Here is a 23,789-nt window from a genome sequence, read left to right as displayed (position 1 = left end):
CAGGCCTGCGGCGTTTGCCGCGGGCCGCTGGTCCGACTCCGGGCGTCGATCCGGAGCGATATCGATGACGGTGGAGCGGCCGCCCGGCCGCGTCAAGGAGAAGTCATGGCTCAGTTCAGTGTGGCGCACGACAGCGCCTATCCGGCGGAAGAAGGCGGCGAGGGCGGCGACCCGGCGCTGCCGAATGGTTTCAGCGAACGTCTGTACAACGAAGATTTGGCACCCCTGAAGAATCAGACGTGGGGCTCGTACAACATCTTCGCGTTCTGGATGTCGGACGTGCACAGCGTCGGCGGCTACGTGTTCGCAGGCAGCCTGTTCGCGCTCGGGCTGACGAGCTGGCAGGTGCTGATCGCGCTGATCGTCGGGATCGGCCTCGTGAACGTGCTGTGCAACCTGATCGCACGGCCGAGCCAGCAGATCGGCGTGCCGTATCCGGTCGCGTGCCGCGCGACGTTCGGCGTGCTCGGCGCGAACGTGCCGGCCGTGATCCGCGGGCTGATCGCGATCGCGTGGTACGGCATCCAGACCTATCTCGCGTCGAGCGCGCTCGTGATCGTCGTGCTGAAATTTGTCCCGCAATGGCTGCCGTATGCGGACGTCCACCGCTACGGCTTCCTCGGGCTGTCGGCGGTCGGGTGGGCCGGCTTCATGCTGCTGTGGGTGCTGCAGGCATTCGTGTTCTGGAACGGGATGGAGACGATCAAGAAGTTCATCGACTTCGCGGGCCCGGCCGTCTACGTCGTGATGTTCATCCTCGCCGGCTACATGGTGTGGCGCGCGGGCTGGCGCAACATCGGCATCAACCTCGGCGGCGTCAAGTATCACGGCGCGGAAGTGATCCCGGTGATGATCACGGCCGTATCGCTGGTCGTGTCGTATTTCTCCGGGCCGATGCTGAACTTCGGCGATTTCTCGCGCTACTGCCGCTCGTTCGGCGAAGTGAAGCGCGGCAATTTCTGGGGGCTGCCGGTCAACTTCCTCGCATTCTCGCTCGTCACGGTGATCACGACGGCAGCGACCTTGCCGGTGTTCGGCGAACTCATCACCGACCCGGTCGAGACGGTCGGCCGCATCGACCATCCGACCGCGGTGATCCTCGGCGCGCTGACGTTCACGATCGCGACGATCGGCATCAACATCGTCGCGAACTTCGTGTCGCCCGCGTTCGATTTCTCGAACGTCGCACCGCGGCTGATCAGCTGGCGCGCGGGCGGGATGCTCGCGGCCGTCGCGTCGATCTTCATCACGCCGTGGAACCTGTTCAACAACCCGGCCGTGATCCACTACACGCTCGACGTGCTCGGCGCGTTCATCGGCCCGCTGTACGGCGTGCTGATCGCCGACTTCTACCTCGTCAAGCGCTGCCGGCTCGTGCGCGACGACCTGTACACGATGTCGGAGAGCGGCGCGTACTGGTACACGGGCGGCGTGAACCGCCGCGCGCTCGCCGCGCTGCTGCCGGCCGCGGTGATCGCTGTCGTCTGCGTGATGGTGCCCGGCTGGCAAGGCGTCGCGAACTTCTCGTGGTTCATCGGCGCGGGGCTCGGCTTCGTGTTCTACCGGCTGCTCGTGAGCACGAAGGCGTGAGGAGCGAGCGATGAAGATTCGACTGATCAATCCGAATACGACGCAGCGGATGACCGACGCGATGGGCCGCTGCGCACGCGAGGTCGCGGCCGCGGGCACGGAGATCGTTGCGGTGAGCCCGCCGATGGGGCCGCCGTCGATCGAAGGCTATTACGACGAGGCGCTCGCGACGCCGGGGCTGCTCGCCGAGATCGCGCAGGGCGAGCGCGACGGCTGCGATGCGTACGTGATCGCATGCTTCGGCGACCCGGGCCTGTATGCGGCGCGCGAGCTCGCACGCGGGCCGGTGATCGGTATCGCCGAGGCCGCGATGCATGCGGCGAGCGTGCTCGCGCCGGGCTTCTCGGTCGTCACGACGCTCGCCCGCACCTGCGGGATGGCGTGGCACCTCGCGGAGCGCTACGGGATGAAGCGGTTCTGCCGCAACGTGCGCGCGACCGACGTCGCGGTGCTCGAACTCGACCGGCCGGGCTCGGCCGCGCGCCGGATCATCGTCGACGAATGCCGGCGCGCGCTCGACGAGGACGGCGCCGACGCGATCGTGCTCGGCTGCGCGGGAATGGCCGAGTTCGCGCACGAGATCGAGCAGCAGATCGGCGCGCCGGTGGTCGAGGGCGTCACGGCGGCGGTCAAATGGGCCGAGGCGCTCGTCGCGCTGCGCCTCGCGACCGCGAAACGCGGCGATTTCGCGCGGCCGCTGCCGAAGCGCTACGACGGCGCATTCGCCCGCTTCAGCCCGCCGGACGGGGATGCGGCGGAACCGGTCGGGAATTTGCCGCAACCGCACATACACACCGTCTGACACGCACTATCTGCGTCGCTGTATGGGCGCGTATGAACGTTTTCGCTACACTGGGCCGTCATCGCATCGGCTTGTGCGGTCGGCCTCCGGGCGCCGCGCAGTCGATGCGAACCCATTATTTCAGCCCGCTTTCGCCGCATTTCGAACCCATGCCACTCGATCCCAACTATCCTCGCGACCTGATCGGCTACGGCCGCCATCCCGTTCAGGCGAACTGGCCGGGGCGCGCCCGCGTCGCCGTGCAATTCGTGCTGAACTACGAGGAGGGCGGCGAGAACTGCGTGCTGCACGGCGATCCGGGCTCCGAGCAGTTCCTGTCCGAAATCGTGGGCGCGGCCGCGTATCCGGACCGCCACATGAGCATGGAGTCGATCTACGAATACGGTTCGCGGGCCGGCGTGTGGCGGATCCTGCGCGAATTCGAGAAGCGCGGGATGCCGCTGACGGTATTCGGCGTCGGCATGGCGATCGAGCGTCATCCGGAGCTTGCGCGCGCCTTCGTCGAGCTGGGCCATGAAATCGCGTGCCACGGCTGGCGCTGGATCCACTACCAGAGCATGACGCCGGAACTCGAAGCCGAACACATGCGCCTCGGGATGGAAGCGATCGAGCGCGTGACGGGCGAGCGCCCGCTCGGCTGGTATACCGGCCGCGACAGCCCCAATACGCACCGCCTGGTCGCCGAACACGGCGGCTTCCTGTACGACTCCGACAACTACGGCGACGACCTGCCGTTCTGGATGGACGTCAAGGTGTCGGGCGGCGGCACGTCGCCGCAACTGATCGTGCCGTACACGCTCGACACGAACGACATGCGTTTCGCGACGCCGCAGGGCTTCAACACCGGCGATCACTTCTTCGACTACCTGCGCGACGCATTCGACGTGCTGTACGCGGAAGGCGACGAGGCGCCGAAGATGCTGTCGATCGGCATGCACTGCCGGCTGCTCGGCCGGCCGGGCCGGTTCCGCGGGCTGCAGCGTTTCCTCGATCACATCGAGAAGCACGAGCGCGTATGGGTGACGCGCCGTGTCGATATCGCGCGTCACTGGCGTGAACATCATCCGTATCAGCCCAATCATCAAAACGAAGGGAAAGCATGAAGGCGATGCGCTACACGTTGGAACAACTGAACACGATGGCGCCGAGCGCATTTGTCGCGGCGCTGTCGGGGATCTTCGAACATTCGCCGTGGGTGGCCGAGGTCGCCGCGGGCGAGCGGCCGTTCGCGAGCATCGACGCGCTGCACAAGACGATGTCGGGTGCGGTGGAAGCGGGCGGCGAAGTGCGCCAGCTCGCGCTGATCAACGCTCACCCGGAGCTGGCCGGCAAGGCCGCCGTGCGCGGCGAGCTGACGGCCGAGTCGACGCGCGAGCAGAGCGGCGCGGGCCTCGACCAGTGCACGCAGGAAGAGTTCGACAAGCTGCTGACGCTGAACCGCACGTATCGCGAGAAGTTCGGCTTCCCGTTCATCCTCGCGGTGCGCGGCTATGACCGTCACGGCATCATCGCGAACTTCGAGTCGCGTGTGAATCATTCGCGCAACGAGGAACTGCGTGCGAGCCTGGACCAGATCTACCGGATCGCGCGCTTCCGCCTCGACGACCTGATCGACGCCTGACACCGCAATACGGCCTGCTGCGTCGCAGCGGCCTGATCGCATCACTGAAACAAGGAAACATCATGGCTGTTCCGCTTCTCGATCCCAACGCACCCGATTTCACGCGGCGCTACGTGAATCTTGCCGACCCGCGTCTCGGTGCGCAGGCGCTCGAGGCCAGCGACGATTTCTTCGCGCCGAAGGACCGGATGCTGAACCCCGAGCCGGCCGTCTTCATTCCCGGCAAGTACGACGACCACGGCAAGTGGATGGACGGCTGGGAAACGCGCCGCAAGCGCACGACGGGCTTTGACTGGTGCATCGTCAAGCTCGCGCGCCCGGGCGTGATCAAGGGCTTCGACATCGACACGAGCCACTTCACCGGCAACTTCCCGCCGGCCGCGTCGATCGAGGCCGCGTTCGTGGCCGACGGCGCACCGACGCATGCGACCGAGTGGGTCGAGATCGTGCCGTCGACGACGTTGCAGGGCAACAGCCATCACTACGTCGAAGCGAGCGACGCGCGAGCGTTCACGCACCTGCGCGTGAACATCTACCCGGACGGCGGCATCGCGCGCCTGCGCGTGTACGGCCAGCCGCAGCTCGACTGGGCCGGTGCGAGCGCGACCGAGCAGTTCGACCTCGCGGCGATGGAAAACGGCGGTTACGTCGTGGCCGCGAACAACCAGCACTTCGGCGTCGCGTCGAACCTGCTGCTGCCGGGCCGCGGCGTGAACATGGGCGATGGCTGGGAAACCCGCCGCCGTCGCGAACCGGGCAACGACTGGGCGATCATCGCGCTCGCGCAGCCGGGCGTGATCCGCAAGATCGAAGTCGATACCGCGTTCTTCAAGGGCAACTACCCGGACCGCTGCTCGATCCAGGCCGCGTACGTGTCGGGCGGCACGGACAGCTCGCTGATCACGCAGTCGATGTTCTGGCCGGTGCTGCTCGGCGAACAGAAGCTGCAGATGGACAAGCAGCATTACTTCGAACACGGCATCGCGTCGCTCGGCCCCGTCACGCACGTGCGACTGAACATCATTCCGGACGGTGGCGTGTCGCGCCTGCGTCTGTGGGGGACGCTCGACAAATGAAGACGCTTGCAATCGAACCGCTGACCAAGGAAGCCTTCGCGCCGTTCGGCGACGTGATCGAAACGGAAGGGGCGAAGCAGATCCCGATCAACCTCGGCACGACGATCCGCTTTCACGATCTCGCGACAGTCGACGTGACCGATGAAGACGGCCGCACGCTCGTGAACCTGTTCCGCGGCCAGCCGCGCACGCTGCCGTTCGAGGTGAAGATGCTGGAGCGGCACCCGCTCGGCAGTCAGGCTTTCGTGCCGCTGAACGACCAGCCGTATCTCGTCGTCGTCGCGCCCGCGGGCGACCTCGATCCGGCGCAGATCCGCGCATTCGTGACGAGCGGCTGGCAGGGCGTCAACTATGCGAAGGGCGTGTGGCATCACCCGCTGATCGCGCTCGGCGGCGTCAGCGACTTCATCGTCGTCGATCGCGGCGGTGATGGCCTGAACCTGAACGAGCAGGATCTGCAGGAATCGCTGTGGCTCACCGACGAAGCGCTGCATGCGCTGACGGCCTGAGTCGCCGGCGTTCTCGCGACTGACAGGCATGTTTGCATGCCTGCCGAAACCCGCGCAAGGTGCGCGGGTTTTTTTATGTGCGGTCGCTGTCTCGCGATTCAGGTTGCCACGGCCTTGCGCGTGTCGCGCGAACCGCCGCCGCGACGCCGGTTCGCGACCGGCGCATGCTGCGCCATCAGGTCGGCGACCCAGTCGACGAATACGCGCAGCTTCGCGCTGACGTGCCGGTTCGGCGGGAACGCGACGTACATCGGCATCGGTTCGAGTTGCCACTGCTCGAACAGCGGCACCAGTTCGCCACGCGTGCGATACGCGCTGGCCATGTAGTCGGGCAGCCACAGGATGCCGAGCCCCGCGAGACCGGCTTCGAGATACGCATTGCCGTCGTCGACCGCGAGCACGTAGCGTCCGCGTACGGTGATCTGCTCGCCGTCGCGCGCCATCGCAAACGGCAATGCCTTGCCGGTGCGCGCCCACAGAAAACCGACGATGCGGTGATGCGTATCTTCGAGGTCACCCGGATGCGTTGGCGTGCCGGCGCGCGCGAGATAGGCCGGCGATGCGTACACGCCGAGCCGCAGGTCGCCGACGCGGCGTGCAACCAGCGAGCGATCGGCCGGTTCGCCGCCGCGCACGACGCAGTCGACGTTCTCGCCGATCACGTCGACCACGCGGTCGCTCACGCCCATGTCGAGCTGGAGGTCCGGATAGCGCGCATGGAACGCGGGCAGCGCGGGGATCAGGATCAGGCGCGCGAACGGGCTCGGCACGTCCACACGCAGCCGCCCCCTTGGCGACGCCGACGCAGCGGACAGGCTCGTTTCGGCATCGTCCATGTCGGCCAGCAGGCGCACGACGCGGTCGTAGTACGCGGCGCCGTCGGCCGTGACGACGACCTTGCGCGTCGTGCGATTGAACAGCTTCACGCGCAGCCGCGCTTCGAGCTGCTGCACCAGTTGCGTGACGGTGGTGCGGCTCATGTGCAGCGTGTCGGCCGCTTTCGTGAAGCTGCCGGCTTCCACCACGCGGGCGAACGCCTGCATTGCGTCGAATCGATCCATCGGGTCAGGGCTCCGCGTCGCTCGGACATTGTTTGGAGAGCGCAAACAGTGTTGGACAAGGTTGCCGGTTTATCTGCCGCGCAACGGTCCTTAAAGTGCCTTCATCGTTGAGACAGGGGCGGTGTCGCCCCGCAGACCGATGGAGGGGTTGAATGGCAAAGCGTAGCGTAGTTTTTCCGCCTGGTCGCCAGGCGCTGTATGACCGCAACCGTTATTCGCCGGCAGTGCGCTCGAACGGCTTCCTGTTCGTGTCCGGGCAGGTCGGCAGCCGCGACGATGGCTCGCCCGAGCCGGAACTGGGCGCGCAGGTCCGCCGCGCGTTCGACAACCTGAATGCGGTGCTGTACGCGGCGGGCTGCACGTTCGACGACGTCGTCGACGTGACGGTGTTCCTCGTCGATCCGGAGGCGACGTTCGAGCGGATCTGGGAGATCGTTCCCGAATACTGGGGCGATGCCCCGCATCCCGCGCTGACTGCCGTCGGCGTGACCTGGCTGTACGGCTTCCAGTTCGAGATCAAGGTGATCGCGCGGCTGCCGGAGGCTGTCGACGGTTGAGCAGGGCGTGCGCATGTCACGGCGCGACGGGCGGCTCCTGTTCATATGCGCGACGCAGCAGCACGGCGAGCGACGACGACTCGGGCAGCGCCGCCGTGCCGAGCCGGTGCACGGCGATTCCTGGTGTCCACGAATTCATCACGACGGCGCCGGCCATCGACGGCAGGTCGGCCGGCGTCACTTCGCGATCGTGCTGCGCGATGCCGAGGCGCGCCAGCTGCCGCCGCAGGATGCCCATCGTGACGCCGCCGAGCATGTCGGCCACCGGCCATACGACCGCGTTGCCGTCCCAGAACGCGACGTTCCAGATCGAGCCTTCGCTGATGCGCCCGCGGCGATCGATGAACGCCGCATCGTCGAAACCCTGCGCGACCGCACGGCGCAGGAAGTGCGTCTTCGCGACTTCGCCGACGTGCTTGATGTCCGGCAGCACGCGCTCGTGTTCGAACAGCGCGAGATCGAGCGGGCCGGCCGGCCCCGACGACGGCGCGGCTGTGCGGACCAGCACGTCGAGCGCTTCGTCATCGCGCGGCGCGACGAATTCGCCCGTCGTCGCGTGCACGGTCGCGGTCAGCGACAGCGCCGGCGGCGCGCGATCGAGCGCGGTGCGCAGGAACGCGCGAATCCGCTCGTCGGGCAGGGCACGACCGAACAGCGCGTGCGACGCGTCGCGCAGCCGTGCGAGATGCAGGTCGAGCCCGCGCACGCGGCCGTCGCGTATCTGCATCGCGGTGAAATGCGCATGCCCTGCGAAGGCCAGCGCGGCGAGTGTTTCGCGTGTAGCGGCCACGCCGTTGATCTGGGCGACGGACGGGAAGGGGGCAGCGGTCATCGACGAATCTCCAGGTTGGCCGCGCGCACGGGCCGGCGCACGGCATCTTCAAGAAAGCCTATTGTTTGCCGATTGATGGCGACATGAAAAACGAGTAGTTTTGTCACGGTCATCAAATTCTGTTTGAAGATCGATGGAACGCATGTGGCCCGGTACGCGCGCGCTGAGAACGTTCGATGCGGCGGCGCGGCACCTGAATTTTTCGCGGGCGGCCGACGAGGTCGGGCTGACGCCGGCAGCCGTCAGTCACCAGATCAAGGAGATCGAGGCGCAGCTCGGCATGGCGCTGTTCGTCCGTACGAGCCGCAGCATCCGGCTGACGCCGGCGGGTGCCGTGCTGGCTGCGGCGGCGGCCGATGCGCTCGCTGGCCTGCAGCACGCGAGCGCACGCGCACGGCGCATCGCGCGCGAGCAGACGGAATTGCGCGTGTCGGTCGGCGCGCGCTTCGCGACGCATTGGTTGCTGCCACGCCTGCCGCGCTTCAAGGCCGCGCATCCGGCGCTCGAACTGACGTTCGACATCACCGACCGGCTGCGCGATTTCGATGGCGACGATGTGGATGTCGCGATCCGTTTCGGCACCGGGCGTTACCGGGGCGCATGTACGCAGCGCCTGTTCGGCACGTCGGTCGTCGCGATAGGCAGCCCCGCGCTGTTGTCGGCCGGCCCACCGTTGCGCAAGCCGCGCGACCTGCTTCGTCACACGCTTTGCCACGCCGACTGCGAAGTCGACGGCGTGATCTGGCCGCGCTGGTCCGCATGGATGACCGCAGCGGGCATCGACGGTTTCGACGATAGCCGGTGTGTCGCGTTTCCGGATTCAAGCCACGTCGTGCAGGCTGTCATGGACGGTACGACGGTCGGGCTGGCGGAGCCGCACATGATCGCGCGCGATCTCGCGGACGGGCGCCTCGTACGGCTGTTCGACGTGAACGTCGAGGTGGCGCCGGGGCTCGCGTATCACGTCGTGTATCCGGAGCACACGCAGGGCGATCCTCGCATCGTTGCACTGTGCGACTGGCTTGCGGACGAGGTGGCGATGGTGCGTGCGTGACGCGATCGCCGCACGTGCTATCGTGCCCGCATCGCCACCGTACGACGTCCGGTTCCGGACGCGATTCTCCGATGAGCCAACCTGAAAACGACCTCGCGATCCTGCTGCGCACGATGCAGCCCGACCTGCATCCCGGCGCGTTCGCCTTCGTCGCGCTGCCGTCTGACGCAGACGTATCGTTATCCGAAGTAGTTGCCACGTTCCGTGAAGCGGAAGGGCTGACGGTCGTGGTCGACGAGGAAGCGGCTGCCCGTTACGGCTGGCCCGTGCTGTTCCGCGCCGCATGGATCACGCTGACCGTCCATTCCGACCTCGCGGCCGTCGGCCTCACGGCCGCATTCGCGCGGGCGCTGGGTGCAGCGGGCATCAGCTGCAACGTGATGGCCGCTGCATACCACGATCACATCTTCGTACCGTTCGACGACGGCCCGCGCGCACTCGAGGCGCTCGTCGCACTGCAGCGCGACGCGCTGCGCGGCTAGCGCACGAAACGCATTGCGCGCACGCAAAAAAAACGGGCCCGTCACCGGGCCCGCGAACGGAGAGGATTGCGCCGGCAACCGGCGCACGGCGGCTTACTTGACCGCGCCACCCTCGAACCAGGCGGCGAGCTTGGTCCGCTCGTCGTCGGTCATGTGCGTGACGTTGCCGATCGGCATCGCCTTCAGGCGCACGGCCTGTTCGTAGATGCGCTGCGCGTTCTTCGACACTTCGTCCGGCGTGTCGAACATCACGCCTGCGGGAGCGCTGCCCATCAGCGTCGGCTTCGACGAGTGGCACTCGACGCAGCGCTGCTGCAGGATCGGCATGATGTCGTTGATCACGATCTTCGGCGCGTTTGCAGCTTGCGCTTCCGGTGCGACCGGCTTGGGCATCGTCCAGACCAGCGCGCCCGACAGCAGCGCGACGCCGCCGATCGGCAGGTACCACAGCTGCTTGCCGCGGTGACGCATCACGAAGAACTGGCGAATCAGCGCGCCGGCCAGCATGATCAGCACGAGCACGATCCAGTTGAACTTGTTCGTGTACGTCATCGCGTAGTGGTTCGACAGCATCGCGAACACGACCGGCAGCGTGAAGTACGTGTTGTGCACCGAGCGCTGCTTGCCGCGCTTGCCGTAGATCGGGTTCGGTTCTTCGCCCTTGAGCATCTTGTCGACCATCTTGCGCTGGCCGGGGATGATCACGAAGAACACGTTCGCCGACATGATCGTCGCGAGCATTGCGCCGACGATCAGATAGGCGGCACGGCCCGAGAAGATGTGGCATGCGAGGTACGCTGCGACGACGACGTAGATCCCGACGCAGATGCCGAGCACGCGATCGTTGGTGCCGAGGACGCGGCACAGCGAGTCGTAGACGATCCAGCCGGCCGCGAGGAAGCCGAGTGCGGAAGCGACGGCGACGACGGGGCCCATGTCGAGCACGCTCTTGTCGATCAGGTACGTGTTCGGTGCGAGCAGGTACAGCACGAAGAACAGCGAGAAGCCCGACAGCCAGGTCGTGTACGACGGCCACTTCGACCAGTGCAGGTCATCCGGCATTTCCGGCGGGGCGACCGTGTACTTCTGCATGTTGTAGAAACCGCCGCCGTGGACGTGCCACAGCTCGCCGAACACACCGCGCTTGCGCTGGTTCGGGTCGGTCGGCGGTTTCAGGCTGTTGTCGAGCGCGACGAAATAGAAGGACTCGCCGATCCACGCAATGGCGACGATGACGTGCAGCCATCGCAGCGCGAGGTTCAGCCAGTCGGTGATGAAGCCTTCCATGAAACTCCTCCAGACTCAAATCGTTTGTTTGATGTGGGCGCTGATGCGTATGTCAGCTGCCGCGATAGGTGCTGTACGACCACGGCGACACGAGCAGCGGCACGTGGTAGTGCGAGCCGGTGTCGGCGATGCCGAAGCGGAGTACGACGCGGTCGACGAAACGGGGTTCGGGCACCTTCACGCCGAGCGACGCGAAGTAGTCGCCGGCATGGAACACGAGTTCGTATTCGCCGGCGGCGAGCGCGGCGCCTTCGAGCAGGGGTTCGTCGCAGCGGCCGTCGCTATTGGTCAGCACGGTCTTGATCGCGCGGCGCGATTCGCCGTCCAGCGCGTAGAGGTCCACCTTGATTGCAGCGCCGGGACGGCCGTGCGCCGTATCGAGTACGTGGGTAGTGAGCTTTCCCATTCGCAATTGTCCTTGTGTGAATGCGAGGTTCGGCGGCGACTCGATCCATTGACTGTGCGGCGGATCGAGGCTCCACGTCACGTGGCTACATACCCGTCGGCGAGATTGAAGCGAGCGCCGTGCAGGCATTGTAAAAAGGTTCCCCGCGCAAATACGGGCGCGATATCAAAGATAATGCGCCGCGCATGAGCGGCTGTCGACGGCACGCCGGGCGCGGCTTCCGGCGGGCTTTCAGGCGCTCGGGGAGGGCCTGCGCGGCGTACCATATCGGAACCCTGAAGCGCGGTATTCCGGATCGCGCATTGTGTGCGGCGCGCGCTTGGGCGATCCTCCCGCCGTGCGCGTCGGCCGGTGGCCCGCGCGTACCCCGAAGACGGCGAGCACGCCGGGTAACCGGGCCAGGGCGTTCGAACGGACGCAGGCACCGGAGCGTGCCGCGATTCAGCGTTCGAACGGCTGTGCGACCGCCTCCAGGACAGCCCCTGGGGGCAGACCGACGCGGAGAACGCATGAACCTCGAGCAGCACGCTGGCGCACGCGCGCCGAACACCTCCTCATCCCGCCCGAAAACCCTGCTGGTCAAGCACGCCGACGTGCTCGTGACCATGGACGACACGCGTCGCGAGCTGCGCGATGCCGGGCTCTATATCGAAGACAACCGGATCGTCGCGGTCGGCCCGACCGCCGAGCTGCCCGACACGGCCGACGAAGTGCTCGACCTGCGCGGCCACCTCGTGATCCCGGGGCTCGTGAACACGCATCACCACATGTACCAGAGCCTCACGCGCGCGGTGCCCGCAGCGCAGAACGCCGAGCTGTTCGGCTGGCTCACGAACCTGTACCGGATCTGGGCGCACCTGACGCCCGAGATGATCGAGGTGTCGACGCTGACCGCGATGGCCGAGCTGCTGCAGTCGGGCTGCACGACGTCGAGCGATCACCTGTACATCTACCCGAACGGCAGCCGGCTCGACGACAGCATCGGTGCCGCGCAGCGGATCGGCATGCGCTTTCACGCGAGCCGCGGCTCGATGAGCGTCGGCCAGCGCGACGGCGGGCTGCCGCCCGATTCGGTCGTCGAGCGCGAGCCCGACATCCTGCGCGACACGCAGCGCCTGATCGAGACCTATCACGACGAAGGCCGCTACGCGATGCTGCGCGTGGTGGTCGCGCCGTGCTCGCCGTTCTCGGTGAGCCGCGACCTGATGCGCGACGCGGCCGTGCTCGCGCGCCAGTACGGCGTGTCGCTGCACACGCACCTTGCGGAGAACGTCAACGACATCGCGTACAGCCGCGAGAAGTTCGGGATGACGCCGGCCGAATATGCGGAAGATCTCGGCTGGGTCGGCCACGACGTGTGGCATGCGCACTGCGTGCAGCTCGACGATGCGGGTATCGGCCTGTTCGCGCGCACCGGCACGGGCGTCGCGCACTGTCCGTGCTCGAACATGCGGCTCGCGTCGGGCATCGCGCCGGTGAAGAAGATGCGGCTCGCGGGCGTGCCGGTCGGTCTCGGCGTTGACGGCTCCGCGTCGAACGACGGCGCGCAGATGGTCGCCGAAGTACGTCAGGCGCTGCTGCTGCAGCGGGTCGGCTTCGGGCCCGATGCGATGACCGCGCGCGAAGCGCTCGAGATCGCGACGCTCGGCGGTGCGAAGGTGCTGAACCGCGACGACATCGGCGCGCTGAAGCCCGGCATGGCCGCCGATTTCGCCGCGTTCGACCTGCGCCAGCCGCTGTTCGCGGGTGCGCTGCACGATCCGGTGGCGGCGCTCGTCTTCTGCGCGCCGTCGCAGACGGCGTACACGGTGGTGAACGGGAAGGTGGTGGTGCGGGAAGGGCGGTTGGCGACGCTCGATCTGCCGCCCGTCATCGAGCGTCACAACGCGCTGGCGCACGCGCTCGTCGAGGCGTCGCGCTGAAGCAGGACTGAAGCCGTGCGGCGGCCGCCTTGCCGGGCGTGCCGCCGGCCGTCGTCGCGCCGCGAGGTTGTCGCGACGCGCCCCGCCGGCGCGGGCAGCGTGTGCCGTTACGGCTCGATCAGCGTGCGGGTGGCTTCGGCGACGAGGCTGCGCAGCCAGCGCACTTCGTCCGAGTAGTGGCAGCGTTCGTGCCACAGCTGGTAGTACTGCATCGGCGGGAAGTCGAGCGGCGCCGGCACGACCGACAGCGGCAGGAACTTCGCGTAGTGATCGGCGAACAGGCGCGTCGTCGTGAAGATCAGGTCGGACTTCACGAGCACGTACGGTGCGAGGTTGAAGTACGGCAGCGTGACGACCACGTGGCGCTTGAGGCGTTCGCGCGCGAGATGCACGTCGATCGCGCCGCGCTGGCCGACCGAGTACGGCGTCGGCGCGAGATGCGGCGCGTTCAGGTACTGGTCGAGCGTCAGCCCGCCGCGCTTCGCGAACGGGTGCGTGTTGCTCATCAGGCAGACGATTTCGTCGACGAACAGGTTCGACAGGTGCAGCTGCTCGGGCGGCTCGGGCCAGTTGCCGACGACGATGTCGAGCTTGCCGTCTTCCAGCGCGAGCTCGTAGTCGAACGCGGGGCCGAGCGAATGGAACTCGAGCGTCGCGTTCGGCGCGGCCTGGCGGAAGCGTTCGACGACGGTCGGCACGAACAGCACGTTCAGGTAGTCGGGGCAGCCGATCCGGTAGCAGCGGATCGACGTGGCCGGGTCGAAGTTGTGCTGCTGGAACTTGATGCGCTCGATTTCACGCAGCGCGTTCTGCACGGGCTCGAGCAGGCGCAGCCCGTATTCGGTCGGCACCATGCCGGATTTGCCGCGCACCAGCAGCGGATCGCCGGTGATGTCGCGCAGGCGCCGCAGCGCGGCGCTGATCGCCGGTTGCGACTGGTTCAGTTTGACGGCCGCGCGCGTGACGCTGCGCTCCATCAACAAGGTGTGCAAGACGCGCAAGAGGTACGTGTCGATCGCCTCGCGTTGCTGACTCATGATATCTCCGTTTTATATGGCTGGGCTGATCGAGGGGCAAGGGGGGTATATCGTTTTTAATATGAAGCCGGCCCAGCGTCAAGAGATGGATACCCGCAGACACCCGTCGGCCGGGCCACGACAAGGGGCCCGAGCGGGGTGGGAAGCGGGGAGCGCGGCGCCGCACGGATCCGTATTGCGCGGATCCGGATCGCGGCGTGGCGGGTGAGGCGGGGGCGCGTCAGTCGTCGATGCGCATGCCGACCTTCAGCGTGACCTGCCAGTGCACGACCTGGTCGCCTTCGATGTGGCCGCGCGTTTCGGTCACCTGGAACCAGTGCAGGTTGTGCAGCGTCTTGCCGGCTTTCGAGATCGCGTTGCGGATCGCGTCGTCGCTCGATTGCTTCGACGAACCGGTCAGCTCGATCATCTTGTACACGTGGTCGCTCATGATGCGCTCCCTGGGATATCGGTCTGTATTGCCGGTGCAAGCCGCGGTCCCGAAGCGGTGCCGTGCGTGCCCGGCTTCTTGAGTGATAGGTATGATGGGCGGCAAGTGCAACCCATATTGGAGACGAGGAACATCGTGGAAGTCGGATTTTGCGGACCGGGATTGATGGGCGCGCCGATGATTCGGCATTTGCTGGCGGCCGGGCATCGCGTCAGCGTGTGGAATCGCTCGCGCGACAAGGCCGAGGCGCTGGTCAAGGACGGCGCGCAGGTGGTCGGCACGCCGCGTGAGCTGGCCGAACGCGTCGAGACGGTATGCGTGTGCGTGCTCGACAGCCGTGCGGTTGGCGACGTCGTATTCGGCGAGCACGGGCTGCTTTCCGGCGATGCCGCCGCGCGCCGTCTGAAGCGCATCGTCGATCATTCGAGCATTCCGCCCGCGGCGACGCGCGACTACGCGGCGCGCGCGGCTGCACTCGGCGTCGGCTGGGTCGATGCACCGGTGTCCGGCGGCGTGCCGGGCGCGCAGGCCGGCACGCTCGCGGTGATGGCCGGCGGTCGCGCGGCCGATCTCGACGCGGTGCGGCCGCTGATCGACACGTACGCGTCGCGCATCACGCACATGGGCGACGCGGGCGCGGGCCAGACGGCGAAGCTGTGCAACCAGGCGATCGTGACCGCGACGGTTACGGCCATCGCCGAGGCTATCGGCCTCGCGCAGGCGAGCGGCATCGACGCGGCGCGTCTGGCCGAGGCGCTGGCCGGCGGCTGGGCCGACTCGGTGCTGCTGCAGACGTTCGTGCCGCGCATGACGTCGGGTGGTCATGCACCGATCGGCGCGCTCAGCACGTTCCAGAAGGATGTCGATGCGATTGCCGACGCCGCGCGCGACACGGGCGCGGTGATGCCCGTATCGGCCACGGTCCAGCAAGTGTTGCGGCTCGGCGCCGCGCAAGGGCTCGCCGGCGCCGATTTCGCGGCGTTCATCGACATCGTGCGGCCGGGCAACGGCCGTCAGCAGGCGTCGTGACGCACAAGCGGGGCACGTGAATGGCAGATGGGCCGCCCGGAGGCGGCCCATCGAATGGCAGGCGGATCAGCCGAGCGAGCGAGGTGTCGTGTCGCCGGCGTTCTGGCGGCCGAGGCCGCCGCGCAGGCTTGCCTTCGTGCCTGCACCAAACTCGGGCAGGATGCGCGCGCGCGCACGGCTTGCGAATACGAGGAAGCCGAAGCCGTTCGCTTCGTACCAGTAGCCGCCGTTCTCGAGACCGTCGAGCGGCTGCTCGAGTGCGTTGGCGATCGATTCGATGCAGCGCTTGCGCAGCTCGGCGATCGCCGGATAGGGCGGCTGGGCGCCGCGCACGCTGCACAGGAGCACGTCGAGACCGGGCAGCACATGCGCATACAGGACGGGTTCGTCCTGCGCACGGGCGCGGGCAATCTTGGTGTCGAGTTGAGCAAACGGTTTCGAGTGGCGCAAGACCGCGAGGAATGACTCCTGGCCATCTTGCTGCGCACGCCGACGTTTTTTCGGGAAGGACATAAACACTCGCCTCAAAAACAATTGCAAGAAATGCGGCACTTTCATGCGACCCACTCCCGGCTATGTACGCCGCATGTCGATCCTTTATAGCACACGAAAATGCTGCATTCGTGCAGTACGACGATCAATGTCTCCCGTCGACCTGCTCGCCTTGATCGACACAGCCAGCGTCTTGGCGCCCGTACTGTCGTTTAGTCTCCATCATAGACCTGCTTTTCCCGCGCGTGCATTCGCCCGTCACAAAAAAGTGAGATGGGCCGCTTGCGGCGGCGCATCGCGCGCGCAATAAAAAGGCCCGCACGCGGCGGGCCTGGCGGGCGGAGCGCGCGGCGATCAGCGCTGCTTCAGCGAATCGCGGATCTCGCGCAGCAGCACGGTGTCTTCCGGCGTCGCGGCCGGCGCGGCTTCGTCCGGCTTGCGCAGCTTGTTGATGAATTTCACCATCAGGAAAATGATGAACGCGAGGATGACGAAATTGATCGCCACGGTGATGAACGAGCCGTAACCGAATGCGGCGACGCCCGCGGCCTGCAGGTCCTTGAACGAATCGGGATTTCCCTTGAACGTCGGGGGGATGGTGCCGAGCAGAACGAACTTGTTCGAGAAATCCAGACCGCCGGTCAGCACACCGATGACCGGCATGATGAGATCTTTCACGACCGAATCGACGATCTTCGAGAACGCGCCGCCGATGATCACGCCGACGGCGAGATCCATCACGTTGCCCTTGACGGCGAACTCCTTGAATTCCTTGATGATGCTCATGAGCGGCTTTCTCCTGGTTGGGGCGAGGGGAAGCGTGCCGCGACGCGCGGGATTGCATTGCGTCGAATGAGGGTCGGTGGCACGCCGATGGCCGCATGATAGCGAACGCTCCCCATTGCCGGTAGTCCATCTTGAAATGATTGACAAATCCGCGCGTCGGCGCGGCCGGCCAGGCAGGGGAGCGTGGCGTGCGTGGCAGCGCGTGGCGACGCGCTGCGCAGGGTCAGGTGTTGTCGTCGGTCCAGCCGTCGTCGTTGCTGCCGAGGTCCATGCCGCCGCCGCCTCCGCCGTTGCCGTCGCTCCAGTTCGACGCGTCGCCGCGGCCGAGGTCGAAGCCCGGGTCGGCTTCCTGCCGGCGGCGCTCGCCGTCGACGATCACGTCGCGCTCGACCACGCGCTCGCGGCCGCCCGACATCGCCTCGCCGAGCAGCACGCCGGTCAGCAGCCCGCCCATCCCGCCGCCGAAACCGCCGCCTTGCTGGATCACGACGGGCGGCTGCTGTTGCGGATAGGGTTGTGGCGGGTAGGGCTGGCCCTGCGCGCCCGTCATGCGATCGGCTTCCTGCGCGTACGCGGAGCCGCTGCCGTTCGCCGGCGCTGCGGGTTGCGCGGCCGGGTCGGGGCGGCCCTCGACACGGGCCTTCACGCTCGCATGGCGCTGTTCGAGCTCGTCGACGCGATACGGCGGCACCGGATTCTTGCCGTTCGACAGCGCCTCGACGAGCGTGCGCGCGTCGGTCTCGACCGCCTCGATTTCGCCCAGCAGCGCCGCGGCGCCGGGCGCCGTCGACAGCTTCGCGTCGAGTTTCAGCGGACGGATGTCGTTCAGCACGTCGGTCGCGCGCTTGAGCTGCGTGCGGCGTTCGTCGTCGGCGCGGCCGTCGTCGGCCGTGCGTGCGCGCCGCAGCGTCCAGCGCAGCACCAGCGCGATGATCGCGACGATCAGCCCGAGGCCGATCCACATGCCGGTCGACGGACCGTGTTTTTCAGCCGGTACGGCGGGCGCGAGCGACGATTGCAGCGTGCCGGCCTGCGTGGCGGACGGCGCGTTGCCGCTTACGCGCGCGGCGTCGGCGCGAATGCGCGACTCGGTCTGCGCGAAGTGCGACGCGTCGGTGAAGCGCAGTTGCGGATCGAGCGTTTTCGCCTGCTGCAGTTGCGCGAGCGCGTCGGACGCGCGGCCTTCACGGTCCAGCACCTGCGCATACAGGTAGCGCGCATGCGCGTTGTTCGGATGGGCGTCGATGACTTGCGACAACTGCGTGTCGGCTTGCTGCCAGTTGCGCTGCGCGATCGATTGCTCGACCTGCTGCAACGACGGCACCGCAAACGCGGCGGACGACAGCACCATCAGCGAGAGGCCGAGTGCGGCGAGAGATTTCTTCATGGTCGAACCGGGCACCGGGGCCCGTCTCCTGACGATCGGTTCGCGCCGCGCGCCGGGCGCGGCGCGGTTGCCCGCAGTGGCCGTTACTGCGCGGGCGTATCGAGCTGCTTCTTCAGCGCGGCGAGGCGATCCTCGACCGAGGGGCCCTTGTTCAGCGCGGCGAGCTTGTCGTCGAGCGCCTTGCCGCTCGACGTGTCGGCCGAATTCAGGCGGGCGTCCGAGCGGGCGTTCTGCAGCGCGACCTTGTCCTCGAGCTTCTGGAAATCCTCGGACAGGTTCTTGCCGCCGATGCCGCCCAGCGCGCTCGCTGCGACATCCTTCGCCTGCGCGATTTCCTGCTTGGCCTGCAGGATGTTCGAGCGCGCATTCAGGTCGTTGCGGCGCTGGCGCATGTCGGCGATCTGCCCCTTCAGCTTGTCGACCGACGGCTCGAGCGTCGTCAGCTCGGCCGCGAGCGCATCGCGCTCGGCTTCCGCGTTCGACTGCGCGGCGAGGGCCTCGCGGGCGAGCGCTTCGTCGCCGGACTGCAGCGCGCGCTTCGCGCCGTCCTCGTACTTCTTCACCTTGTCGTCGGCCGCATCGCGCTTGCTGCGCTGGGTCGCGACCTGTGCCTCGATCTCGATCAGCGAATTCTCGGCACGGCCGATGCTGTCGTCGAGCTCCCGCACGATCTGCCGTGCGTCGCGCGACGGATCCTGTACCGAATCGGCCGCATCGTTCAGCAGGCCTTTGATCGTGCGCGAAACAGAGTCGAAAAGCGACATGAAATCCTCCGTGGTTGATAGGCGCCGCGTGACCGCGGCAGTGCCCGCTGCGGGCCGGTTCCGACCCGCGTGAGCCGGTGAATATTAGACCACCGGCTCACTTAAATACGGCTTAAACGCGAGAGTTCAAGCGGCGCGTGTATCGGGATGCCGAACCTTTCGCAATTGAAAGAAAAAATCGGTAACGCGCGATATTGCGTGTCCATCATAGGCCGAGGATGCCGACAATACGTTCCGCAAATCACGGCATTGCGGGAATTTTTACAAAAAATCGCGAAGGCACCCGGTCGATTTCATTAAAATGCGCTGTCACGTCGCGGGAACGGATCGCCGCGCGGCGGGGTCTGTCGACGTGACAGCCGCATCTCGATGCACTCAATCTGATTCATCCGCTTGCATTTCCGCATGCGTCCGAGGGCGCCACGTACGCCCGCCATTCCGACATGCCAATTATCAAACGACCGCCTTCTTCTTCCGACAGGAACGAACCCCACTACACGCTGCGCCGTTCGCCGTCCGGAGCCTATTACCCCGATGACGACGATCGCGACGACGACCGCCGCGCGCAGCAGCGCAGCGGCGGCGGCGGAGGCCGCCGTCGCACGTTCGGCTCGCGCGTCGCGCTGTGGTTCGCCGGCCTGTTCGTGACGCTGGCGATCGTCGGCGCGCTGATCGTCGGCTATGCGCTGGTCGTGATGGCGCCGCAGCTGCCGTCGCTCGATGCGCTGACCAACTACCAGCCGAAGGTGCCGCTGCGCGTGTTCACGGCCGATCACGTGCTGATCGGCGAATTCGGCGAGGAGCGCCGCAGCCTCGTGCGCTTCCAGGACATTCCCGACGTGATGAAGAAGGCCGTGCTCGCGATCGAGGACTACCGCTTCTACGAACACGGCGGCGTCGATTTCGTCGGCATCCTGCGGGCGGGTGTGGCCGACCTGATGCACGGCGGCGCGCGCCAGGGTGCGAGCACGATCACGATGCAGGTTGCGCGCAACTTCTTCCTGTCGAGCGAAAAGACCTACACGCGCAAGATCTACGAAATGCTGCTCGCGTACAAGATCGAGAAGGCCCTGACGAAGGACCAGATTCTCGAGCTGTACATGAACCAGATTTATCTCGGCCAGCGTTCGTACGGTTTTGCGGCCGCTGCACGCGTGTATTTCGGCAAGGACCTGAAGGACATCACGCTCGCGGAAGCGGCGATGCTCGCGGGGCTGCCGAAGGCGCCGTCCGCGTATAACCCGGTCGTCAATCCGAAGCGCGCGAAGGTGCGTCAGGAATACATCCTGAAGCGCATGCTCGAGGTCGGCTACATCACGCAGCCGCAGTACGACGAAGCGATCAAGGAAGAGATCCACGTGCGCACGCCGGGCAACCAGTACGCGGTGCACGGCGAATATGTCGCCGAGATGGTGCGGCAGATGATGTATCAGCAGTACAAGGACGAAACCTATACGCGCGGGCTGACCGTCACGACGACGATCAACTCGGCCGATCAGGAGGCCGCGTACCAGGCCGTGCGTCGCGGCATTCTCGACTACGAGCGCCGCCACGGTTATCGCGGCCCGGAAGCATCGATCAACCTGCCTGCGGCCGGCGACGAGCGCGACGAGGCGATCGACGACGCGCTCGCCGATCACCCGGACAACGGCGACCTGCAGTCGGTGGTCGTGCTGTCGGCGTCGCCGAACGCGGTCGAGGTGCAGTTCGTCGGTGGTGCGACCACGACGATCGGGCCGGCCGGGCTGCGCTTCGTGTCGGCTGCATTGGGCCCGCGCGCGAACAACGCGCTGCGCATCAAGCCGGGCTCGGTCGTGCGCGTGCTGAAGGACGGCAAGACGGGCTGGCAGGTCGTGCAGCTGCCGCAGGTCGAAGGCGCGCTCGTCGCGATTGCCCCGCAGGACGGCGCGATCCGCTCGCTCGTCGGCGGCTTCGACTTCAACAAGAGCAAGTTCAACCACGTGACGCAGGCGTGGCGGCAGCCGGGCTCGTCGTTCAAGCCGTTCATCTACTCGGCGTCGCTCGACAAGGGCATGGGGCCGGCGACGATGATCAACGACGCGCCGCTGTACTTCCCGCCGAGCGTACCGGGCGGCACCGCGTGGGAGCCGAAGGACGACGACCAGCCGGACGGCCCGATGACGATGCGCACCGGCCTGCAGCGTTCGAAGAACCTCGTGTCGATCCGGATCCTCGCATCGATCGGCACGCAGTATGCGCAGCAGTACGTAACGCAGCGCTTCGGCTTCGATCCCGCGAAGACGCCGCCGTACCTGCCGATGGCGCTCGGCGCGGGCCTCGTGACGCCGCTGCAGCTCGCGACCGGCTATGCGGTGTTCGCGAACGGCGGCTACAAGGTCGATCCGTACCTGATCGCCGAAGTCGACGACGCGCGCGGCCAGGCACTGCAGAAGTCTCAGCCGGTGATCGCGGGCGGCACGGCGCCGCGCACGATCGAAGGCCGCAACGCGTACGTGATGAACAGCCTGCTGCACTCGGTCGCGACGGCCGGCACGGGCGCGGGTACCAACGCACTGGGCCGTAGCGACCTGCAAGGCAAGACGGGTACGACGAACGACGCGAAAGACGGCTGGTTCGCCGGTTACCAGCAGTCGCTCGTCGCGGTCGCGTGGATGGGCTTCGACCAGCCGAAGAGTCTCGGCAGCCGTGAATTCGGCGCGCAGCTCGCGTTGCCGATCTGGGTGAACTACATGCGCACCGCGCTGAACGGCGTGCCCGAGCAGCAGATGCCGATGCCGGACGGCCTGACCTCGATCGACGGCGAGCTGTACTACGCCGATCGCACGCCGGGCAACGGCTTCGTCGCGAACGTCGACATCAACCCGGCCGAGAACGCGATCAGCGCGAACGACGCGCTGGGTTCCGCCGGCGCGGCAGGGCTTGCGCCGCCGCCTGTCACGCCGCAGGAGAAGCAGCAGATCATGGACATGTTCGAGAGCAAGTAAGCGGTACGCTGTTCTTCAGACATGAGACGGGCGCCTTCGGGCGCCCGTTTTTTTGCGCGAACGGCCGGCAGCGGGAGAAGGGGCGTCAGAACGATGCGCAGGCCGGCACGACCGTGATGCCGACCGATTGCTGGTGGAAGCGCTGCAGGTACGCTTGCCGGATCGCGGCGAGCCGCGTACGCGTGTCGGGCGTATCGTCGGCGATGATCCGGATCACGAAGCTGTCTTCGCGCGTGACGCCGCCGGTCGTGCGGTCGCGCCACTGGCCGTGCGTGTCCCAGTAGGTGAGGCCGTCGGGAAAGCGTGGCGTGACGGTGTCGGCGAGAAACGCCGCGCGTTCCGCATCGGTGACGGGGCCGCGCCCCGTGATGTCGCGCCCGAACAGCAGGTCGGCCTGGAGCATGCGGCTTTCGCCCGGTTGCGTGCAGGACGCCGGTTGCGCGTTGGCGACGGGCGAGGGCGCCGTCGCGCAACCGGCGAGCAGCGTGAGCGCCACCGCGCATGCGACCAACGGCCGCATCTGCCCATTTCGTGACGATTGACCTTCGCGCGCGCAAAACGCTGCGCGCTCAACCACTTGCGTGCTTGTCCGGCGGGTTATCAACAGGGCTGTCAACATAATCTGGGGATAACCCTAGGTTGGCCTGCGTGTGCCCGATGTGGGGTCAGTGCTGCAGTTTTGCGTGCGCGAGATGCATGCCGAGCGTGCCGGGGTCGGTGTTCGTGCCCGACAGCAGCACGCCGACGCGCTTGCCCTGCAGCGTTTCGCGCAGCGGGCCGAGGAGTGCTGCGAGCGCGGCCGCGCAGGCCGGCTCGACCGACAGCTTCAGGTGCGTGAACAGGAACAGCATCGCGGCGCGCAGCGCGTCGTCGGATACGGTGACGATGCGGTCGACGTGACGCCGGCACAGCTGGTAGCTGTATTCCTCGGTATGCGGCGCCATCAGCGAATCGGCGATCGTCTGCATCGCGCTCATCTTGATCGTGTGGTTGGCCGCAAAGCTGCGGCTCATTGCGTCGGCGCCTTCCGGCTCGACGCCGTACACGTGCACGCGCGGATTCGCGAGCCGCAGCGCGGTCGCCATGCCGGCCGCGAGCCCGCCGCCGCCGATCGGCACGATCACCGCGTCGAGGTCGGGCGTCTGCGTCGCCCACTCGTAGCCGAGCGTCGCGGTGCCGAGGATCGTGTGATAGCCGTTGAACGGATGGATGAAGAAGCGGCCTTCCTCGGCCTCGATGCGCCGCACGAGATCGAACGCCTGCGACGCGCTGCCCGCGAGCACCACTTCCGCGCGGTATTGCTTGCATTGCGCGATGCGCGCCGGGCTCGCGGTATGGAACATCACGACCTTCGCGCTGCTGCCGAGCCGCATGGCCGCATACGCGACGGCCGCCGCGTGATTGCCGGCCGACACGCAGGTCACGCCCGCGTTCTTGCGCGCCTCGTCGAGCGCGAGCAGGTGCGTGAACGCGCCGCGCGCCTTGAAGCTGCCGCTCGCCTGCAGCAGCTCGAACTTGAAGTTGACGTGCGTGCCCTCGAGGGACGGCAGGTCGGCGCGCTCGAACACGGGCGTGCGCGCGACCCACGGCGACAAAGCGAAATGCTGCGCGGCGATTTCGTCGAGCGTCGGAATCGGCTCGCCGTCGATCGTCGTATGGGCCGTGCCCTGTTGTTCAGTCGACATGACGTGGCGGGTGG

24 protein-coding genes are annotated in these 23,789 nt (G+C 66.9%); 12 read left to right on the top strand and 12 right to left on the bottom strand.

Features of this window, described 5'->3' with window-relative positions; all coding sequences use genetic code 11:
• Positions 1-105: 105 nt before the first annotated feature.
• The 6 genes from ACWMMN_RS10240 to ACWMMN_RS10215 all read left to right on the top strand — a co-directional run bounded on the left by ACWMMN_RS10240 (position 106) and on the right by ACWMMN_RS10215 (position 5,598).
• Positions 106-1,590 (top strand): NCS1 family nucleobase:cation symporter-1, encoded by a 1,485-nt coding sequence (locus tag ACWMMN_RS10240; RefSeq protein ID WP_486422634.1) that lies wholly within the window; start codon positions 106-108, stop codon positions 1,588-1,590.
• Between the two features lie 10 nt (positions 1,591-1,600).
• Positions 1,601-2,392: an aspartate/glutamate racemase family protein gene (locus ACWMMN_RS10235; RefSeq protein WP_059233890.1), complete on the top strand. Its 792-nt coding sequence runs from the start codon at positions 1,601-1,603 to the stop codon at positions 2,390-2,392.
• Between the two features lie 149 nt (positions 2,393-2,541).
• Positions 2,542-3,495: an allantoinase PuuE gene (gene puuE / locus ACWMMN_RS10230; RefSeq protein ID WP_486422633.1), complete on the top strand. Its 954-nt coding sequence runs from the start codon at positions 2,542-2,544 to the stop codon at positions 3,493-3,495.
• Positions 3,492-4,013, top strand: coding sequence for a 2-oxo-4-hydroxy-4-carboxy-5-ureidoimidazoline decarboxylase (gene uraD, locus ACWMMN_RS10225; protein ID WP_342702365.1), 522 nt, complete (start codon positions 3,492-3,494; stop codon positions 4,011-4,013). The genes puuE and uraD overlap by 4 nt, the downstream gene beginning before the upstream one ends.
• 62 nt (positions 4,014-4,075) lie before the next feature.
• Positions 4,076-5,089: an allantoicase gene (alc, locus tag ACWMMN_RS10220; protein ID WP_059233893.1), complete on the top strand. Its 1,014-nt coding sequence runs from the start codon at positions 4,076-4,078 to the stop codon at positions 5,087-5,089.
• Complete coding sequence (locus tag ACWMMN_RS10215) at positions 5,086-5,598, top strand: ureidoglycolate lyase (RefSeq protein WP_059233894.1); 513 nt, start codon at positions 5,086-5,088, stop codon at positions 5,596-5,598. Before alc ends, ACWMMN_RS10215 begins: the two co-directional genes overlap by 4 nt.
• Positions 5,599-5,696: 98 nt before the next feature.
• Here the strand turns inward: ACWMMN_RS10215 and ACWMMN_RS10210 are convergent, their stop codons facing one another.
• Positions 5,697-6,659, bottom strand: a complete 963-nt coding sequence (locus tag ACWMMN_RS10210) for a LysR family transcriptional regulator (protein ID WP_059233895.1) — start codon at positions 6,657-6,659, stop codon at positions 5,697-5,699.
• Between the two features lie 152 nt (positions 6,660-6,811).
• Between ACWMMN_RS10210 and ACWMMN_RS10205 the strand changes: the two genes are divergently transcribed.
• Positions 6,812-7,216: a RidA family protein gene (locus ACWMMN_RS10205; protein ID WP_059233896.1), complete on the top strand. Its 405-nt coding sequence runs from the start codon at positions 6,812-6,814 to the stop codon at positions 7,214-7,216.
• A 16-nt stretch (positions 7,217-7,232) separates the two neighbouring features.
• Here the strand turns inward: ACWMMN_RS10205 and ACWMMN_RS10200 are convergent, their stop codons facing one another.
• Positions 7,233-8,048, bottom strand: a complete 816-nt coding sequence (locus ACWMMN_RS10200; RefSeq protein WP_486422632.1) for an aminotransferase class IV family protein — start codon at positions 8,046-8,048, stop codon at positions 7,233-7,235.
• Between the two features lie 133 nt (positions 8,049-8,181).
• Here ACWMMN_RS10200 and ACWMMN_RS10195 point away from each other — a divergent pair, with 133 nt between their 5' ends.
• Together ACWMMN_RS10195 and ACWMMN_RS10190 are read left to right on the top strand one after the other, a co-directional pair.
• Positions 8,182-9,102, top strand: a complete 921-nt coding sequence (locus tag ACWMMN_RS10195) for a LysR substrate-binding domain-containing protein (protein WP_256085008.1) — start codon at positions 8,182-8,184, stop codon at positions 9,100-9,102.
• A gap of 71 nt (positions 9,103-9,173) precedes the next feature.
• Positions 9,174-9,584 (top strand): ACT domain-containing protein, encoded by a 411-nt coding sequence (locus ACWMMN_RS10190; RefSeq protein WP_059233899.1) that lies wholly within the window; start codon positions 9,174-9,176, stop codon positions 9,582-9,584.
• Positions 9,585-9,677: 93 nt separating this feature from the next.
• Here the strand turns inward: ACWMMN_RS10190 and ACWMMN_RS10185 are convergent, their stop codons facing one another.
• Together ACWMMN_RS10185 and uraH are read right to left on the bottom strand one after the other, a co-directional pair.
• Positions 9,678-10,871, bottom strand: a complete 1,194-nt coding sequence (locus ACWMMN_RS10185; RefSeq protein WP_059233900.1) for a urate hydroxylase PuuD — start codon at positions 10,869-10,871, stop codon at positions 9,678-9,680.
• 52 nt (positions 10,872-10,923) lie between these two features.
• The gene (uraH, locus tag ACWMMN_RS10180) at positions 10,924-11,277 is read right to left on the bottom strand and encodes a hydroxyisourate hydrolase (RefSeq protein ID WP_011352401.1); all 354 of its coding nucleotides are present in this window, start codon (positions 11,275-11,277) and stop codon (positions 10,924-10,926) included.
• A gap of 509 nt (positions 11,278-11,786) precedes the next feature.
• On the opposite strand from uraH, the gene ACWMMN_RS10175 reads away from it, so the two are divergent.
• On the top strand, positions 11,787-13,199 hold the full coding sequence (locus ACWMMN_RS10175) for an 8-oxoguanine deaminase (RefSeq protein ID WP_486422631.1): 1,413 nt from the start codon (positions 11,787-11,789) through the stop codon (positions 13,197-13,199).
• Positions 13,200-13,306: 107 nt separating this feature from the next.
• Here the strand turns inward: ACWMMN_RS10175 and ACWMMN_RS10170 are convergent, their stop codons facing one another.
• Both ACWMMN_RS10170 and ACWMMN_RS10165 read right to left on the bottom strand, forming a co-directional pair.
• Positions 13,307-14,236 (bottom strand): LysR substrate-binding domain-containing protein, encoded by a 930-nt coding sequence (locus ACWMMN_RS10170; protein WP_006490213.1) that lies wholly within the window; start codon positions 14,234-14,236, stop codon positions 13,307-13,309.
• 220 nt (positions 14,237-14,456) lie between these two features.
• Positions 14,457-14,666: a dodecin gene (locus tag ACWMMN_RS10165; protein ID WP_011352399.1), complete on the bottom strand. Its 210-nt coding sequence runs from the start codon at positions 14,664-14,666 to the stop codon at positions 14,457-14,459.
• Positions 14,667-14,801: 135 nt separating this feature from the next.
• On the opposite strand from ACWMMN_RS10165, the gene ACWMMN_RS10160 reads away from it, so the two are divergent.
• Positions 14,802-15,695, top strand: a complete 894-nt coding sequence (locus tag ACWMMN_RS10160) for an NAD(P)-dependent oxidoreductase (protein ID WP_486422630.1) — start codon at positions 14,802-14,804, stop codon at positions 15,693-15,695.
• Positions 15,696-15,761: 66 nt separating this feature from the next.
• On the opposite strand, the gene ACWMMN_RS10155 is transcribed toward ACWMMN_RS10160, so the two are convergent.
• The 4 genes from ACWMMN_RS10155 to ACWMMN_RS10140 all read right to left on the bottom strand — a co-directional run bounded on the left by ACWMMN_RS10155 (position 15,762) and on the right by ACWMMN_RS10140 (position 19,124).
• Complete coding sequence (locus tag ACWMMN_RS10155) at positions 15,762-16,208, bottom strand: hypothetical protein (protein ID WP_027784713.1); 447 nt, start codon at positions 16,206-16,208, stop codon at positions 15,762-15,764.
• 333 nt (positions 16,209-16,541) lie between these two features.
• Complete coding sequence (gene mscL, locus ACWMMN_RS10150) at positions 16,542-16,973, bottom strand: large conductance mechanosensitive channel protein MscL (RefSeq protein WP_059233903.1); 432 nt, start codon at positions 16,971-16,973, stop codon at positions 16,542-16,544.
• A 223-nt stretch (positions 16,974-17,196) separates the two neighbouring features.
• Positions 17,197-18,360 (bottom strand): tetratricopeptide repeat protein, encoded by a 1,164-nt coding sequence (locus tag ACWMMN_RS10145; protein WP_486422629.1) that lies wholly within the window; start codon positions 18,358-18,360, stop codon positions 17,197-17,199.
• Positions 18,361-18,443: 83 nt separating this feature from the next.
• A complete protein-coding gene (locus ACWMMN_RS10140; RefSeq protein WP_059233905.1) occupies positions 18,444-19,124 on the bottom strand; it encodes a PspA/IM30 family protein in 681 nt (226 codons plus the stop codon).
• A 443-nt stretch (positions 19,125-19,567) separates the two neighbouring features.
• Here ACWMMN_RS10140 and ACWMMN_RS10135 point away from each other — a divergent pair, with 443 nt between their 5' ends.
• Positions 19,568-22,090: a penicillin-binding protein 1A gene (locus ACWMMN_RS10135; protein WP_486422628.1), complete on the top strand. Its 2,523-nt coding sequence runs from the start codon at positions 19,568-19,570 to the stop codon at positions 22,088-22,090.
• An 85-nt stretch (positions 22,091-22,175) separates the two neighbouring features.
• On the opposite strand, the gene ACWMMN_RS10130 is transcribed toward ACWMMN_RS10135, so the two are convergent.
• Together ACWMMN_RS10130 and ACWMMN_RS10125 are read right to left on the bottom strand one after the other, a co-directional pair.
• Positions 22,176-22,610 (bottom strand): DUF3574 domain-containing protein, encoded by a 435-nt coding sequence (locus ACWMMN_RS10130; RefSeq protein WP_174993014.1) that lies wholly within the window; start codon positions 22,608-22,610, stop codon positions 22,176-22,178.
• 145 nt (positions 22,611-22,755) lie between these two features.
• On the bottom strand, positions 22,756-23,775 hold the full coding sequence (locus tag ACWMMN_RS10125; RefSeq protein WP_174993013.1) for a threonine/serine dehydratase family protein: 1,020 nt from the start codon (positions 23,773-23,775) through the stop codon (positions 22,756-22,758).
• Positions 23,776-23,789: the final 14 nt, after the last annotated feature.

Source organism: Burkholderia cepacia complex sp. TUM26381, assembly GCF_057439935.1.
The sequence above is the reverse complement of the archived record's forward strand: the minus strand, read 5'-3'. Positions and strand labels throughout refer to the sequence as shown.